The organism is Myxococcus sp. CA033, assembly GCF_013336625.1.
Lineage (GTDB): Bacteria > Myxococcota > Myxococcia > Myxococcales > Myxococcaceae > Myxococcus > Myxococcus llanfairpwllgwyngyllgogerychwyrndrobwllllantysiliogogogochensis.
This window is the reverse complement of sequence record NZ_JABUMU010000004.1, coordinates 293,004-307,012: the sequence shown is the minus strand read 5'-3', so window position 1 is coordinate 307,012 and position 14,009 is coordinate 293,004. Positions and strand designations below refer to the sequence as shown.

At 68.6% G+C, this 14,009-nt stretch carries 13 protein-coding genes; 11 read left to right on the top strand and 2 right to left on the bottom strand.

What is annotated here, in order from left to right; all coding sequences use genetic code 11:
• The first annotated feature begins 159 nt into the window (after positions 1-159).
• From HUA78_RS14030 to HUA78_RS13985, 10 genes are all read left to right on the top strand, one after another.
• On the top strand, positions 160-1,368 hold the full coding sequence (locus HUA78_RS14030; protein WP_174455106.1) for a M20/M25/M40 family metallo-hydrolase: 1,209 nt from the start codon (positions 160-162) through the stop codon (positions 1,366-1,368).
• Positions 1,369-1,487: 119 nt separating this feature from the next.
• Complete coding sequence (locus HUA78_RS14025; protein WP_174476474.1) at positions 1,488-2,327, top strand: VWA domain-containing protein; 840 nt, start codon at positions 1,488-1,490, stop codon at positions 2,325-2,327.
• Between the two features lie 21 nt (positions 2,328-2,348).
• The gene (locus HUA78_RS14020) at positions 2,349-3,113 is read left to right on the top strand and encodes a protein phosphatase 2C domain-containing protein (protein ID WP_174476473.1); all 765 of its coding nucleotides are present in this window, start codon (positions 2,349-2,351) and stop codon (positions 3,111-3,113) included.
• A gap of 4 nt (positions 3,114-3,117) precedes the next feature.
• The gene (locus HUA78_RS14015) at positions 3,118-4,995 is read left to right on the top strand and encodes a hypothetical protein (RefSeq protein WP_174476472.1); all 1,878 of its coding nucleotides are present in this window, start codon (positions 3,118-3,120) and stop codon (positions 4,993-4,995) included.
• Positions 4,996-5,281: 286 nt separating this feature from the next.
• Complete coding sequence (locus HUA78_RS14010) at positions 5,282-6,193, top strand: serine hydrolase (protein WP_254623706.1); 912 nt, start codon at positions 5,282-5,284, stop codon at positions 6,191-6,193.
• A gap of 284 nt (positions 6,194-6,477) precedes the next feature.
• Positions 6,478-7,791, top strand: coding sequence for a hydroxyacid-oxoacid transhydrogenase (locus HUA78_RS14005; RefSeq protein ID WP_174465513.1), 1,314 nt, complete (start codon positions 6,478-6,480; stop codon positions 7,789-7,791).
• A 19-nt stretch (positions 7,792-7,810) separates the two neighbouring features.
• Positions 7,811-8,245 carry a thioesterase family protein gene (locus HUA78_RS14000; protein WP_141640902.1) on the top strand — a complete coding sequence of 145 codons (435 nt, stop codon included), beginning with the start codon at positions 7,811-7,813 and terminating at the stop codon, positions 8,243-8,245.
• Positions 8,246-8,255: 10 nt separating this feature from the next.
• Positions 8,256-8,696 carry a hypothetical protein gene (locus HUA78_RS13995; protein ID WP_174476471.1) on the top strand — a complete coding sequence of 147 codons (441 nt, stop codon included), beginning with the start codon at positions 8,256-8,258 and terminating at the stop codon, positions 8,694-8,696.
• Positions 8,696-9,154: a hypothetical protein gene (locus HUA78_RS13990; protein ID WP_174476470.1), complete on the top strand. Its 459-nt coding sequence runs from the start codon at positions 8,696-8,698 to the stop codon at positions 9,152-9,154. Before HUA78_RS13995 ends, HUA78_RS13990 begins: the two co-directional genes overlap by 1 nt.
• 2 nt (positions 9,155-9,156) lie before the next feature.
• Complete coding sequence (locus HUA78_RS13985; RefSeq protein ID WP_174465511.1) at positions 9,157-9,615, top strand: hypothetical protein; 459 nt, start codon at positions 9,157-9,159, stop codon at positions 9,613-9,615.
• Positions 9,616-9,659: 44 nt separating this feature from the next.
• Here the strand turns inward: HUA78_RS13985 and HUA78_RS13980 are convergent, their stop codons facing one another.
• Positions 9,660-11,105 (bottom strand): amidase, encoded by a 1,446-nt coding sequence (locus HUA78_RS13980; protein ID WP_174465510.1) that lies wholly within the window; start codon positions 11,103-11,105, stop codon positions 9,660-9,662.
• 106 nt (positions 11,106-11,211) lie between these two features.
• Positions 11,212-11,565, bottom strand: coding sequence for a hypothetical protein (locus tag HUA78_RS13975; RefSeq protein WP_174462280.1), 354 nt, complete (start codon positions 11,563-11,565; stop codon positions 11,212-11,214).
• A gap of 356 nt (positions 11,566-11,921) precedes the next feature.
• On the opposite strand from HUA78_RS13975, the gene HUA78_RS13970 reads away from it, so the two are divergent.
• Positions 11,922-13,949, top strand: coding sequence for a membrane dipeptidase (locus tag HUA78_RS13970; RefSeq protein WP_254623722.1), 2,028 nt, complete (start codon positions 11,922-11,924; stop codon positions 13,947-13,949).
• Positions 13,950-14,009: the final 60 nt, after the last annotated feature.

The window sequence follows — 14,009 nt, the reverse complement described above, 5'->3', positions numbered from 1 at the left end:
TGCTGGGATTCACCGGAAAAACGGAAAGTACGGGTCCGTCTCCGTCGACGCGCGCGGGTTGGCGTTGCGCACGTCCTGGGGACCACACGCGGAGGCCGTGCGATGCGGCCGCCCGCGGTGATCCGCGTCGCACCACCCAACCACCGAGGAGTGCTGCCCATGAAGCGGTTGATTCCGTTTGCCCTGTTATTGCTGAGCCCCACCGCGGCCTTCGCTGAAGCCGAGGACAAAGAGCTGTGGATTTCGCTGGGCTCCGACGCCCTGGCCCCCGTTTCGGAGGCCTTCGCGCGGGAAGGCTGGAGCGTCCCCGCGCCCTCGCTGTCGAAGGAGGACGTGGTGGTGATTCCCGTGCGCGAGTCGCAGCTGTCGCGCATCGCCGAGGTGATGCACGACCGGTTCAACCGCTGTGCGGGGTTCGTGACGTTCGAGAGCCGTGACGAGGCGGAGCAGTCGCTGGTGCCCGCGTCCGACGCGTCCACGCGCGACCTCATCACCTACACCATCGACAACGCCGCCACGGCCAACTGCCTCATCGGCCAGATGACGGAGGCGAACGTCCGCAGCACCATCAACTCGATGGCCGCGTACACCACGCGCTACTACACGTCGAGCACGGGCGTGAGCGCGGCGAACTGGCTGCGCAGCCGCTGGGCGACCCTGGCCGCCGGCCGCACGGACATCACGTCCGAGCTGTTCACGCACACCGCCTGGGCGCAGCCCTCCGTCATCCTCACCATCCGGGGCACCACGCTGCCCAACGAAGTCGTCGTGGTGGGTGGCCACCTGGACTCCATCTCCTCCGGCAGCACGGCGCCGGGCGCGGATGACAACGCCTCCGGCATCGCCTCCTTCACGGAGGTCATCCGGGCGGCGGTGGCCTGCAACTACCGGCCGCAGCGCACGGTGAAGTTCATGGGCTACGCGGCCGAGGAAGTGGGCCTGCGCGGCTCCAAGGAGATCGCCGCGTACCACAAGAACAACGGCATCAACGTGGTGGGCGTGCTCCAACTGGACATGACCAACTACCGGGGCACGTCGGCCGACGTGGGCATCGTCACCGACTACACCAACTCCGCGCAGAACACGTTCCTGCGCAACGTCATCAACACCTACGGTGCCGGCATCACCCACGTGAACACCACGTGCGGCTATGCCTGCTCGGACCACGCGTCGTGGACGAACGCGGGCTTCGCGGCCTCCATCCCGCATGAGGCTGTCGTCAGCCAGGGCAATCCCTACATCCACACGACGGGCGACACCATCGCGAAGTCCGGCAGCACGGCCAACCACGCGCTCAAGTTCTCCAAGATCGCCGCGGGCTTCGTGGCGGAGCTGGCGAAGGGCCCGACGGGCCCGACGGGCCTCTAGCTTCGCAAGCCCAGGCTCCCCGTTCCATCGCGCCGCCTGTCTCGAGGGTGCGGTGGGACGCGGGGGCCGCTGTCGTCTGTCGTCGCGCACGAGAGGGTGAACCGGTACGCTCGTCCGCCATGGCCTACTCGGCGGAAATCAGCCGCACCGCGCCCGCATGCATCCTCCTCTTGATTGACCAGTCCGGGTCCATGGATGACCCCTTTGGTGGGCCGGGTGGCTCGCGGAAGAAGGCCGAGGGCGTCGCGGACGTCACCAACCGGCTGCTCCAGAACCTGGTGGTGCGCTGTGCCCGCGAGGAGGGCATCCGGGACTACTTCCACCTGGGCGTGCTGGGTTATGGCGAGCGCGTGGGCTCCGCGTTCTCGGGTCCGCTCGCGGGTCGGGGGCTGGTTCCCATCAGCGAGATTGGCCACGCCCCCGCGCGGCTGGAGGAGCGCACGCGGGAGCGGGAGGACGGCATGGGCGGGCTGGTGCGGGAGAAGGTCCGCTTCCCTGTCTGGTTCGAGCCGGTGGCGCACGGCCCCACGCCGATGTGCGAGGTGCTCTCCCGCGCGTCTTCCCTGGTGGGGGACTGGTTGCGCGAGCACCCCGAGGGCTTTCCTCCCATCGTCGTGAACGTCTCCGATGGGCAGCCCACGGATGGAGACCCGACCGCCGTCGCGTCGTCCCTGCGCGCGCTGCGAAGCTCCGACGGCGCGGTGCTGCTGCTCAACGTGCATCTGTCATCGAACCCGGCGACGCCCATCCAGTTCCCCGACGCGGAGGTGGGGCTTCCGGACGCTCATGCGCGGCTGCTCTTCGACCTGTCCAGCCCGCTGACTCCGGGGATGCTCGCCGCCGCGCGAGAGGAGGGGCACGCGGTGCGCGAGGGGGCCCGGGGCTTCGCCTTCAACGCGGACATCGTGTCGCTCATCAAGTTCCTGAACATCGGAACGCGCCCCAGCAACCTGCGGTAGCCCCGGCCAGGACGTCGTCACGTGAGAATCCAGATCGAGGCGATGTGGGTGCAGAAGGCGGGCAATACGCCCACCGAGAACGAGGATGCATGCGCGCCGGAGCAGTCGTCCACGTTCGAGGGCGAGGTGCTGCACGTCGCCGTCGCCGATGGCGCCACGGAGAGCCTTTTCTCGGGCCTGTGGGCCCGGCTGCTCGCGGGGGAGTTCGCCGAGGGGCGGATGGGTGAGCCCTCCGCGCTGCTCCAGGCCCTGCCCGGGCTGCAGCGGCGATGGCACGCCGACGTCGGGAGTCGGGACCTTCCCTGGTACGCGCGGGAGAAGCTCCTGGAGGGCGCGTTCGCCACGCTGATGGGGGTTCGACTGGAGGCCGCGCGCGGTGGCGACGCGGTGGGCACCTGGACGGCGCTGGCGGTGGGGGATTCGTGTCTCTTCCAGGTCCGAGGAGACCGGTTGGTGCGGTCCTTTCCCCTGGAGACGGCCGCGTCGTTCGGCTCGCGTCCGTTCCTGGTGTCCACGCAGTCCGGTCAGAACGCGCGCGTGGGCGAAGCGGTGCGGACCGAAGTAGGGGACGTGCGTCCTGGAGACATCCTGCTGCTGATGACCGATGCGCTGGCCCACTGGTTCCTGTCCGAGCACGAGCGGGGTGGGGCGCCCTGGCTCGCGCTACCCACGGGGACGTCGGAGGACCTCCCGGTGTCCTTCGCTCGCTTCGTGGATGGACTGCGGACAAACAAGGTCATCCGCAACGATGACGTCACGTTGCTTCGCGTGACGGTGGGGGCGTGAGGTCGTGATTCTCCCGTCGGACAGCGACTACCAGACGGCGCTCCAGCATCCTCGGCAGGCGTTCGCCGACCCCGAGTTGAGAGAGGGTGTCGTCGAGCTGGGAACGGGCGCGATGGCGGGCCTGCCGCGGCCGCGCGCGGGCAACTTCGCGACCATCTACAAGGTGACGTGTGGCGAGAAGGTCTACGCCGTGCGTTGTTTCACCCGCCCATTTCCCTACGACTTGCAGTCCCGCTACCTGGAGATCCAACGTCATCTGGAGCAGCACTGGCTGCCGTACATGGTTGGCTTCACGTTCCTTCCCCGAGGCATCCACGTCCGAGGGCGGTGGGTGCCCATCGTCAAGATGGAGTGGGTCCAGGGAGAGTCCCTGGAGAGCTATGTCGGGCGCCACCTGCATGAGCCCGCGAGGCTGTTCCAGCTCGCCGCCGAGTGGTTCGACCTGGTGAAGGCGCTGAGCCGCGCCGCTGTCGCGCATGGTGATCTCCAGCATGGCAATGTCCTCGTCACGGACTCAGGACTGCGGCTCATCGACTACGATGGAATGTGTGTGTTCTCGCTGCGTGGGCGCGAGAGCCATGAGCGGGGGCACGCCAACTACCAGCATCCAGCGCGCGACTCGGGCTCGCTCAACCTCCAGTTGGACCTCTTCCCGGCGTGGGGGGTCTGGCTCTCGCTGGTCGCGCTCGCGCACGACCCGTCGCTCTGGGAGCGGTTCCAGGGGGGCGACGACTGCCTCCTGTTCCGGCGGAAGGACTTTGTCGAGCCGACCCGTTCTCCATTGCTCCAGGCGCTACTGACTTCGCCTCATGCTCGAATCCGCGAGTACGTGCCGAGAACCCTGTTGTCCCTGCTGGCACTCGCGCCCTCGCGCTTGCCGGAGCTGACCCTGGACGAAGGACTGGACAAGCGACTTGTTCCGGAGCCCGGACCGCAGCCGACGCGCGCGCAAGCCCACGCGCGGGCGCTGGCGCGCTTCATCGCTCCCGCTTCGCTGGCCCCCCGCGAGTTTTCTCGTGAGGACTCTCTGGAGCGCGGCATGACCGGGGGCGTGCTGGTCACCGCGATCCTGGGGCTCATCCCCGGCGTGGTGTTTTCTCCGTGGTGGTTGGTGGGAGCGGGGCTCGTGGGTGGACTGGGGCTTTCGCGCGCGCTCTTGCTGTATCGGAAGGAGCCCGTGGCCCAGGAACACCTGCGGTTGGAAAGGCAATGGGCCGAGTCCCGTGCGTCCCGAGGCGATGTGGAGGCGCGACTTCAACAGCTTCGAGTGGACCGACCGGCCGTGGCGCAGCGCGCCCAGGCGGCCCACGCGCGACTCCTGGGTGAGCAGGAGTCGCTCCATGGCTGGATGGAGGAGGTTCGTGAGCGCAACCACGACGTGGATCGCTCGGCGCTCGACCGCGTCGACGGACGGCGTGTCCAGGTGGACCGAGAGGAACTCAACGCTCGAAAGGACCTGGAGGCCGAGCACAAGCGCTGGGCGGAAGACGCGGCGCTCCAGGCCCGGCTCCCCGACGAAGAGAAGAGACAGGTGCGACTGCGGTTCAAGCGCGAGGCCGACGAGCTCGCGGCCCGCTTCGACGCACGGCGTGAATCCCTGGAGTTGGAAGAAGACTCCGCGGCGGTCCAGATGCGAGCGGATGGCATCCTGTCGAGGGAGTTCCGCAAGGCCCTGACGCATGCCGAGCAAATCATCGACCAATTGAGGGAGCACCATGTGGAGCTGGTCGAGGTGGACCAGGAGATCGCCCGCCTCCGGCGCGAGTGCATCACCCTCTGTTGGAGAGAGCTGGAAGCGGAACGGGCCGTCTCCTCGGGCGATTCCCTCAGCTTCACGCGCTTTCTCGCGCGGCTCTTCCACGAGACTCCCGAGAAATCTTGAAGCAGGGCTGTCGTTGTCACCCGGGAGTCAACGGGGACTGGACACGTGCTCGGACGGGCGCGTTACGTCCCCGGCTTTGGTCGTGGTGGCGCCGGTGTGTCCCTGGCGGGCGTGGTGGACTTCGACTACGAGAGAGCGTCCCGGCTGGGCGTCGCGGATGCCCTGGGGGCCTTCGTGGCGGGCTCGGCGGCTCCCGCGGGGGGGCAGCACTTCCTGGAGGACGATGATGACAACGTGGTTCGTGCCGCGTGGTTGGTTTGGGGCCTTGGCGCTGTCCTGGCTCACGATGGGAAGCGCCCTGGCGGCGGCTCCGGCAGCAGGGGCTCCGAAGCGCGAGGCACTTCGGTCCGTCGTGGATTCGCTGGCGGCGGAGGCCGCGCGCCTGGCTCCGGGAGCGGACGTGGCCATCGCGGTGAAGGACCTGCGCACCGGAGAGTACGCGGGGTCTTCCGACACGGTGCCGCACATCTCCGCCAGTTCGGCGAAGGTGTTCTGGGTGGCAGCGGCCTTGAAGAAGGCAGAAGAGTCGAAGGTGGCGCCGCTGGCGGAGAAGGTCTTCCGCACCTCGGACAACGAGGCCTCGGGCGCGGTCATCGACCTGGTGGGCGGGCCGGACGCCATCAATGACTATCTGCGCTCGCTGGACGTGAAGAACACCGCGCTGACGAAGTGGAACTACGGCAAGCCGCGCCGCGCGACGAACTCGCCCCAGGTGATGGGGAATGACAACTACCTCTGTGCTGCGGACGCCGTGTCTTTCCTGCATCGCTTGAGCGCGGGCCAGTTGCTGAAGCCAAAGCCGACCTCGCGCATGCTCGCGTGGATGGAGCTGACGCCTCGCGAGGGGTGTGGTGGTTGGCTGGGGACGCTCCTGCCCGCGAAGGTCCGGGCCTCGATGCGCCACAAGGCGGGCTGGCTGCCTCCAGGGTGCTGCTCGGATGACTCGCGCTACAACGTGCTCAACGAGGTGGGGCTGGTGCGGCTGCCGGATGGTGGTCACTACGCGGTGGCCATCCTCGCGGCGCGCGGACCGGACTGGCCGCGACAGGCGTTCTTCGTCGAGCGGGCGTCGTGTGTGCTCTATCGCACGCTCTCGGGAGAGGCCTCGCTGGACTGTGGGGAGTCGCTCGCGAAGCAGGGCGGACCCGCGCCGGTGCCCGTCGAGGACGGCGGCACGCCTCCGAACTACGACTGCTGAGCACGGCTCGATGGAGTTCCTCGCCACGCGAGTGGAGGGGCTCGGCGGACGGAGGCACACCTCCGAACCACGACTGCTGAGCACGGCTTGGTGGAGTCCTCAGGGGTTGAATGCGGGACCCCGAGCCACGAGCGCGGAGGGGTTCGATGGCCCTCCCGCGCTCCGCGATGGGCTGTGACGTCCGTACCTTTTTCCCGCCGCGAGACCCTGGCGCTGGCGGATGTCGCCCGTTCTTCCTCCCACCCACGCTAGATTGCGGCGGCAACCGGCGTGGGAGGACTGTCATGGGCTTTGGCTGTTGCCACTACCAGTCGGTGGGGGAGGGGTGTGACTCCGCCTTCACGATGGATGCGTCGCGCGTCACCTTCGGTCGAGGCTGTCTGTCGGAGGTGGGTGAGCGGGCCCGGGCGCTCGGCATGAAGCGCGTGGCGCTGTTCTCGGATGCGGGCGTGGCCCGACTGCCGCACTTCGAGAAGGTGCGCGCCTCGCTGCTCGCGGCCGGACTCGAGGTCGGCGTCTTCACGGACGTTCGCGTCGAGCCCACGGACCGCTCCTTTCTGGAGGCGGTGCGGTTCGCCGCGGACCTGCGGCCGGACGGCTACGTGTCACTCGGTGGCGGCTCCGTCATCGACACGTGCAAGGCGGCGAACCTCTATGCGACGTGGCCCTCCGACTTCCTGACCTACGTGAATGCCCCCGTGGGCGAGGGCAGGCCGGTGCCCGGTCCCCTCAAGCCCCACATCGCCTGCCCCACGACGTCGGGGACCGGCAGCGAGGTGACGGGCATCACCATCTTCGACCTGCTCTCGTTGGGCGCGAAGACGGGCATCGCCTCGCACGCGCTGCGTCCCACCGAAGCCCTGGTGGACCCGGACTGCACCGCGACGCTGCCGGGCGAGGTGGTGGCCGCCAGCGGTCTGGACGTGCTCTCCCACGCGCTGGAGTCCTATACGGCGCGACCCTACGTCCGCCGCCCCGCGCCTCCGCGACCCAGCCTGCGACCCATGAGCCAGGGCGCCAACCCGTGGAGCGACCTGGGATGTCGCGAGGCCCTGCGGTTGATGGGGCTGTATCTGGAGCGCGGCGTGAAGGACGCGGGAGACCACGAGGCACGCGAGCAGTTGATGTGGGCGGCGACGCTGGCGGGCATCGCGTTCGGCAACGCGGGCGTGCATGCGCCCCACGGCATGGCCTACGCGGTGGCGGGGCTCGTGCGCGAGTTCAGGCCCACGGGATATCCCCAGGACGAACCGCTCGTGCCCCATGGAATGGCGGTCATCCTCAACGCCCCCTCGGTATTCCGGTACACGGCGGAAGAGAGTCCGGAGCGGCACCTGGAGGCCGCGACGTGGCTGGGCGCGGACGCGCGCGGCGCGGGGCCGAAGGACGCGGGCGAGGTGCTGGCGGACAAGCTCATCCGCATCATGCGCGCGGTGGGGATGCCGAACGGACTGGGCGGAGTCGGGTACACCGAGGCGGACGTGGCGGCGCTGACGGAGGGGGCCTTCCCCCAGCAGCGACTGTTGCAGAATGCTCCCCGCGAGATGTCGCGGCCCGTGTTGAGTGGGCTGTTCCAGCAGGCGCTGGGGTACTGGTAGTCATGGGGAGACTGAAGCCGTGAGTGACGTCGAGACCGCCGAGCGCTATCGCTACTTCCTGCCCATCACCACACGGTGGATGGACAACGACGTCTACGGCCACATCAACAACGTCACGTACTACAGCTACTTCGACACGGTGGCGAACCACTTCCTCATCCAGGAGGGCGGGTTGGACATCCACGGCAGCTCCGTCATCGGGCTCGTCGTGGAGTCGAAGTGCCACTACCGCGCGCCGCTCGCCTATCCAGACGCGCTGCGGGCGGGGCTTCGGGTGGACAAGCTGGGCACGCGCTCGGTGACGTATGGGATTGGCATCTTCAAGGAAGGGGCGTCGGAAGCGGCGGCCCACGGGCACTTCGTCCACGTCTTCGTGGACCGCCAGACGCGCAAGTCCACGGCGATTCCCGAGCGACTGCGCGAGGCGCTTTCGCGACTGACCCTGGCGACTTAGGACAGCGGCCATGCCCTCGTCCTTCCTCCAACTCCTGGTCAAGACGCATCCCTGGGGAGCCACGCTCCTGCTCGTCGTGGGGTTCGCGTTGGCCCTGCGCGTGGCGTCGTGGATGAGTGGCTGGCATGGCCTCGCAAGGCAGTTCCGCGCGGACGGACCCGCCCCGAGCGACATGCGGAACTTCACCACGGGGAAGATCGGCTGGATCGACTACAAGAGCTGTCTTGCCGTGGGCGGCGATGCGCAGGGGCTCTACCTGGTGCCGAATCTCATCTTCCGACTCTTTCATCCCCCGCTGCGGATCCCTTGGTCGGAGATTCATGACAGGGAGGTCACGTCGTTCTTCTTCATGAAGCTCGACACGTTTCGGGCGGGGGAGCACTCCACCCGCATTCGGCTCCGGGCCGCCGTGACGGAATCCCTCGACTTCTACCTGCCCCCGGCGAACTGATGGAAACGCTGAGCATCACCTTCGACGCCCGGCATGAGCTCACAGGCGAGGTGGGTTCAGTGAAGTGTGGCCTCTGTGGAGAGGCCGCGCGGGGCCGGATGCTGGACCAGGGTGGATTGGCTCGGGGCTTTGGCTGGGATTGTCCGTGTGGCGCGTTGGGGATCCATGCGCCGCTGTATGACCTGGATGAGCTGTACCGCGACATCCTCGAGGCCTGGGGCTTGAAGCCTCGTGACCCGGACGTCTCGCCGCCGGCTCCGGTGGGCGAGTCCGGGCTGTTGTCCGCGGTGTATGTGGATGGGCCCGCGCTGCTCCGCGGCTTGTTCGCGGAGGCTCGGAGTCAGGGCGCCCAGGTGGCCTCCACGGAAGTGATGGTCCGGCTCGTGGTGCCTGGGTTTTCGTCCCCTGCGTCCATCTGGGATGTGGTCTGGGCGCGCGCGCCTCGGCAGGGAGAGTGACGATGATGGAGACACCCTCCGTGTTCCTGCTGGCCGCGACCTCCATTCCTCTCTGGCTGGGCATTCCGCTGTTTGTGGTGGGCCTGCTGGCCTTGGCGTTCTTCTCGTCGCTGAAGGGGGGCTGGTTCTGGCTCGCGCGGAGGTTTCGCACGGACGAACCCATGCCGAGGGGCGCCATCAGTGGTGTCACGGGGCGGATGGGCTGGGTCCATTACAGGAACTCGCTCACCGTGGGGGCGGACGAGGATGGCCTCTACATCTCGATGATTCCTGTCGTCATGCCCTTCCATCCTCCCCTGTTCATTCCCTGGTCGGAGGTTCGCGAGCGAAAGCGGGAGACGCCGTTCCTCTCCATCCTCACGAAGTTCGACAGGCTGGAGGTCGGCCCGAAGCGCACGGTGGTGCGCATCGAGAGCCTGGTCATGGACGGGCTCGGTCGATACCTGCCGCTCCCGCGCTGAGCCTCTCTTCCTTGAGAGGCCCAGCCCGCTCACTCAAGGGCGTGTCAGGCGTCCCGCGCCGCATGCACGGGAGGCCGGCGCACGGACCACGGACGTGCCTCCTCCAACTGTCCCGCGAGGCGGAACAACGTGGCCTCATCCGCGAAGCGGCTCACGAACTGGACGCCGATGGGCAGATCCTGCGCGTTCCAGTGCAGCGGCACGGACATCGCCGGCTGTCCTGTCACGTTGTAGAGCGCGGTGAAGGGAATCATCGAGAACACGTGGCGGTACCACTCGCCAGCGCTCATCGGCTTGTTGGAATCCATCGCGCCCAGCGGGTAGGGCGGCACCGCCGCCGTGGGCGTCAGCAGCAGGTCATGGTCCACGTAGAACGCGCCCACGGCGCGGCTGACCTGATTGAACACTCCCAGCGCTGCCTGGAGATCCGTCGCCTTCAGCGAACGGCCATGCTGCACCGCCGCCCAGGTGGTGGCCTCCAGCGTGTCCGGGCCCACGGGACGTCCCAGGGCCCCGCCCAGCATCCCCGCCAGGGCCGCGTTGGTCGAGGACCAGACCGTCACCATCGCCTCCACCAGCGCGGCGTCGTCATAGACGGGCGCTGCCTCGACGAGGTCGTGCCCCAGGGAGGCGCATAGCTTCGCGGCGTCCTCGACCGCCGCGACGTTGTCGGGGCTCACGGGCCCTCCGGACGCGGGCCTCCTCGAAATCGCGATGCGCAGCCGCCCCGGCTCCCGCCGGACCTCGTTGAGATAGGGCCGCTCCGGCGGCGGCGCGTAGTGCGGGTCGCCCACCGCGGGACCGTGGGTGGCATCCAGCATCGCAGCGCTGTCGCGGACCGAGCGCGTCACCACATGCTCCACGCCCAGGCCGTTGATGGCCTCTCCTGAATTGGGCCCCACGGAGTTGCGCCCGCGCGTGGGCTTCAGGCCGAACACTCCACAGAGGGCGGCGGGAATGCGCAGGGAGCCGCCGCCATCATTGCCATGGGCCACCGGGACGATGCCCGCCGCCACCGCCGCCGCCGAGCCTCCACTGGAGCCACCGGAGCTGCGTCCCAAATCCCATGGGTTGCGCGTGGGGCCATGCAGCACCGGCTCCGTCGTCGCGTTGTTGCCGAACTCCGGCGTGTTCGTCCGGCCCAGCAACACCACGCCCGTGCGGCGAAAGCGCTCCATCAACACGGAGTCGAACGGCAGCATCAGTCCGCGCGTCAGCCGACTCCCCAGGTCCGTCGGGACGCCCGCCGCATGCAACGCCAGGTCCTTGATGAGGAAGGGCACCCCGGTGAAAGGACCCTGGGGAAGCCCCGTCTGCACGGCGGCCCGCGCGTCCGCTTCCCGGACGTCGATGACCGCGTTCAGCTTCGGATTGACGCGGGCGATGGCCGCGAGCGCCGCTTGTGTCAGCTCCGTCGGAGTCACTTCCTTGCGACGCACCAGCTCCGCCAGCCCCATCGCGTCGTATCGCGTGTAGTCGTCCAGGTGCATAAGCCCTTGTGGCGCACCGGACCGCGGAACGCGTTCCAGGTGCGGCGCACGAGGATACCGCCTTGCCTCGGGCCGCCGCGAGGACGGCCCAAGGCACACCTCGACTTCAGTACCGACAGGCGCGGGCTTCGCAGTAACCCTGTTGCCCCTTGCACACGCAGTCGGCGTCGTCGCTGCACCGCGTCAGCTCGCACCACGGGCCTCCACCGCCGCCACCACCACCAGGAAGGGTGTAGCGACACCCATTGCTGACGCAGCTCACGCTGCTCGCGCCGGGGCACGCGGCCCAGCACTCGCTCACCGTCGAGCACCGGACCGCGACACAGACCAGACTCGCCGCGTCCTGGGGTTCGCTGGACTCGGGCGCGAGAACCTCGGTGGTGGCCGGCTCGGCGAAGGCGGCCGTGGTGAAGGACAACAGGAGGGCGAGACTCCACGGGAGGGCACGGCGCAGGGACATGACTGCTCCTTCGAGACCCCGGCCGACCTCGCGCCAGTGCGGGACGCCATGGGCGAGGACAATCGTATCAGCATGGCTCTGGTAGCGCGGATGTGCGCCCGACCTGCCGCACTGTGTCTGTTGTTCCGCTCCACGCCGTCAACCGGGTTCAGACGCGCCTGTCATTGGACCGACACCCCGGCGCCCGCCGCTTCCAGGCCGGCGACTCCTCGTGACGCACGGAGACGTCCCCTGAAACCACGGTCTCGAGGTGGGCGTGGATTGCTCGATATGCCCGTCGTGCGGGGAGTATCCTCCCGGGCGCGAAGGCGGAGCCGTCCGCCCCCGCATCCCAGAAGGAATCCCCCTCCATGTTCATGTCTCAGCACCGTCGGCGCCAGGGAGCCCTGGCCCTCCTTCCTCTCACCCTCTGTCTCGGGCTCGCGTGCGGCCCCGTGCAGGAGGGTGAGGCTCCCGTCGAGGTCGCCACCGAGGCCCAGACGCAGCCCCTGGCCGCGCCGGGCTTCGCGGAGCTGCACCACCACATGTTCGCGGAGGAGGCGTTCGGCGGCGGGTGGTTCCACGGCAGCCACACCGGCTCGCTGGTGAGCTGTGACGGTGGCCTGCCGGAGAGTGACCACGCCCGGGTGCGCATGGACCTGAGCAACCTGCTCAACCTCTGCCCCGGGGTGGACTTGAGCGGCAACCCGTTGCTCGCGGCGTTCTTTGGCCTGGGCGGCGCGGTGGGCTCGGAGTTCATCGGGAAGATCGAGGGCACCGAGGGCGACACGGGCATCCACCTGGGGCGCATGTCGGTGAACACGCAGTGGCCGCGCTGGGACACCATCGCGCATCAGCAGTCGTGGGAGGGGTGGCTGCGGCAGGCGCACCAGGGCGGCATGTCCCTGGTCATGGTGTCGCTGGTCAGCAACGAGTTCCTCTGCAAGGCATTGCCGTACCAGAACATCTCCCGGCCGTGTGACGAGATGGTGGACGTGGAGCTGCAGCTCCAGATGGCGCGGGCCTTCGACGCGCGCACCGACTGGGTGGAGATCGCCCTGACGCCGTCGCACGCGCGCAGCATCATCGCCTCGGGCAAGCTGGCCATGGTGCTCTCCATCGAGACGAGCAAGCTGTTCGGCACCAAGGACTGGCGCCTGGAGCTGGACCGCTTCCACGCCCTGGGCGTCCGCTCGCTCCAGCCGGTGCACCAGCTGGACAACCGCTTCGGCGGCGCGGCGCTGCACAACGCCATCTTCCAGGCGGCGCAGTTCACGGAGAACTGCCACATCGACACCGACTGCGGCGTGACGACGGACACGATGACGCTGGGCTTCGATGTGTACCGCGACGCGGCCGGCAACTGCCGCAACACTAAGGGCCTCACCGCGGACGGCAAGGCGCTGCTCCAGACGATGATGGGCAAGGGCATGCTCATCGACGTGGCCCACCTGTCGGAGAAGGGCCTCCAGGACGCCTTCGCCGTCGCCCAGGCGAACACCTACTACCCGCTGGTCATCTCCCACGGCCACTTCCGCGAGGTGATGAACCCGAAGCTCGCCGACGACGAGAAGACGACGCCCGCGTGGGTGGTGCGCTACCTGCGCCAGACGGGTGGCATCTTCGGCCTGCGCACCGCGCATGACGAGACGCGCGCGTACACGCGCTCCGGCGTCGCCAACAACTGCCATGGCTCCACGCGCTCGCTGGCCCAGGCCGTCGAGTTCGGTCGCCAGGGCCTCAAGGTCCCCATGGCCTTCGGCGCGGACCTCAACGGCTTCATCCAGCAGACGCGTCCGCGCTTCGGCAACAACGGCGCGTGTTCCGCGACGTTCCAGGCGGAGGCGGATGCGCACCTGCGTCAGCAGAACGTCTCCGGTCCCGCGCGCCTGGGCACGGGCTTCGACGAGTTCGGCCTCGCGCACGTGGGCTACCTGCCTGACTTGCTGAAGGACCTGGGCCGCGTGGGCGCCAACACCACGGGGCTGTCCGGCTCGGCGGAGGCCTTCCTCAAGGTGTGGGAGCGCGCGTCCAACCCGCGCACGGGCATGGCGGACGCGGCGGCGGACATCGACACCGCGGGCGTGGCCACCTACGTGGACAAGGGCACGCGCGAGGCCGCGTACCCGGTGCTGTGCGGCGAGCACTACGCGCCGGACTCCAAGGCGGTGGGCGAGTCCTGCCGCTTCAAGGAGGAGTGCGTCAGCGACGCATGCACCGCGTCCGGCTGCAACAGCGCGGGCACCTGCATCTGCGACCAGGAGACCGACTGCGCGAGCACCCAGTACTGCGGTTGGGGGCTCAACAGCGGCAAGTGTCAGCCGAAGAAGGCCAAGGGGGCAACGTGCCTGTATGGCAAGGAATGCCTGTCTAATACCTGCCGTTGGACGCTGACCTGCGGCTGAGCGAGGGAGCCGGGGTGCGCATCGCCGTTGCGCGGCGCACCCCGGGGGCGTAGGGAGTCG

Bases quoted from the DNA above. Each gene is read 5' to 3' on its own strand.
- HUA78_RS14030 (WP_174455106.1), top strand. From the start codon at position 160: ATGAAGCGGTTGATTCCGTTTGCCCTGTTATTGCTGAGCCCCACCGCG.
- HUA78_RS13990 (WP_174476470.1), top strand. From the start codon at position 8,696: ATGGAAACGCTGAGCATCACCTTCGACGCCCGGCATGAGCTCACAGGC.
- HUA78_RS13975 (WP_174462280.1), bottom strand. From the start codon at position 11,565: ATGTCCCTGCGCCGTGCCCTCCCGTGGAGTCTCGCCCTCCTGTTGTCC.
- HUA78_RS14005 (WP_174465513.1), top strand. From the start codon at position 6,478: ATGGGCTTTGGCTGTTGCCACTACCAGTCGGTGGGGGAGGGGTGTGAC.
- HUA78_RS13995 (WP_174476471.1), top strand. From the start codon at position 8,256: ATGCCCTCGTCCTTCCTCCAACTCCTGGTCAAGACGCATCCCTGGGGA.
- HUA78_RS13980 (WP_174465510.1), bottom strand. From the start codon at position 11,105: ATGCACCTGGACGACTACACGCGATACGACGCGATGGGGCTGGCGGAG.
- HUA78_RS14010 (WP_254623706.1), top strand. From the start codon at position 5,282: ATGGGAAGCGCCCTGGCGGCGGCTCCGGCAGCAGGGGCTCCGAAGCGC.
- HUA78_RS13970 (WP_254623722.1), top strand. From the start codon at position 11,922: ATGTCTCAGCACCGTCGGCGCCAGGGAGCCCTGGCCCTCCTTCCTCTC.
- HUA78_RS13985 (WP_174465511.1), top strand. From the start codon at position 9,157: ATGATGGAGACACCCTCCGTGTTCCTGCTGGCCGCGACCTCCATTCCT.
- HUA78_RS14025 (WP_174476474.1), top strand. From the start codon at position 1,488: ATGGCCTACTCGGCGGAAATCAGCCGCACCGCGCCCGCATGCATCCTC.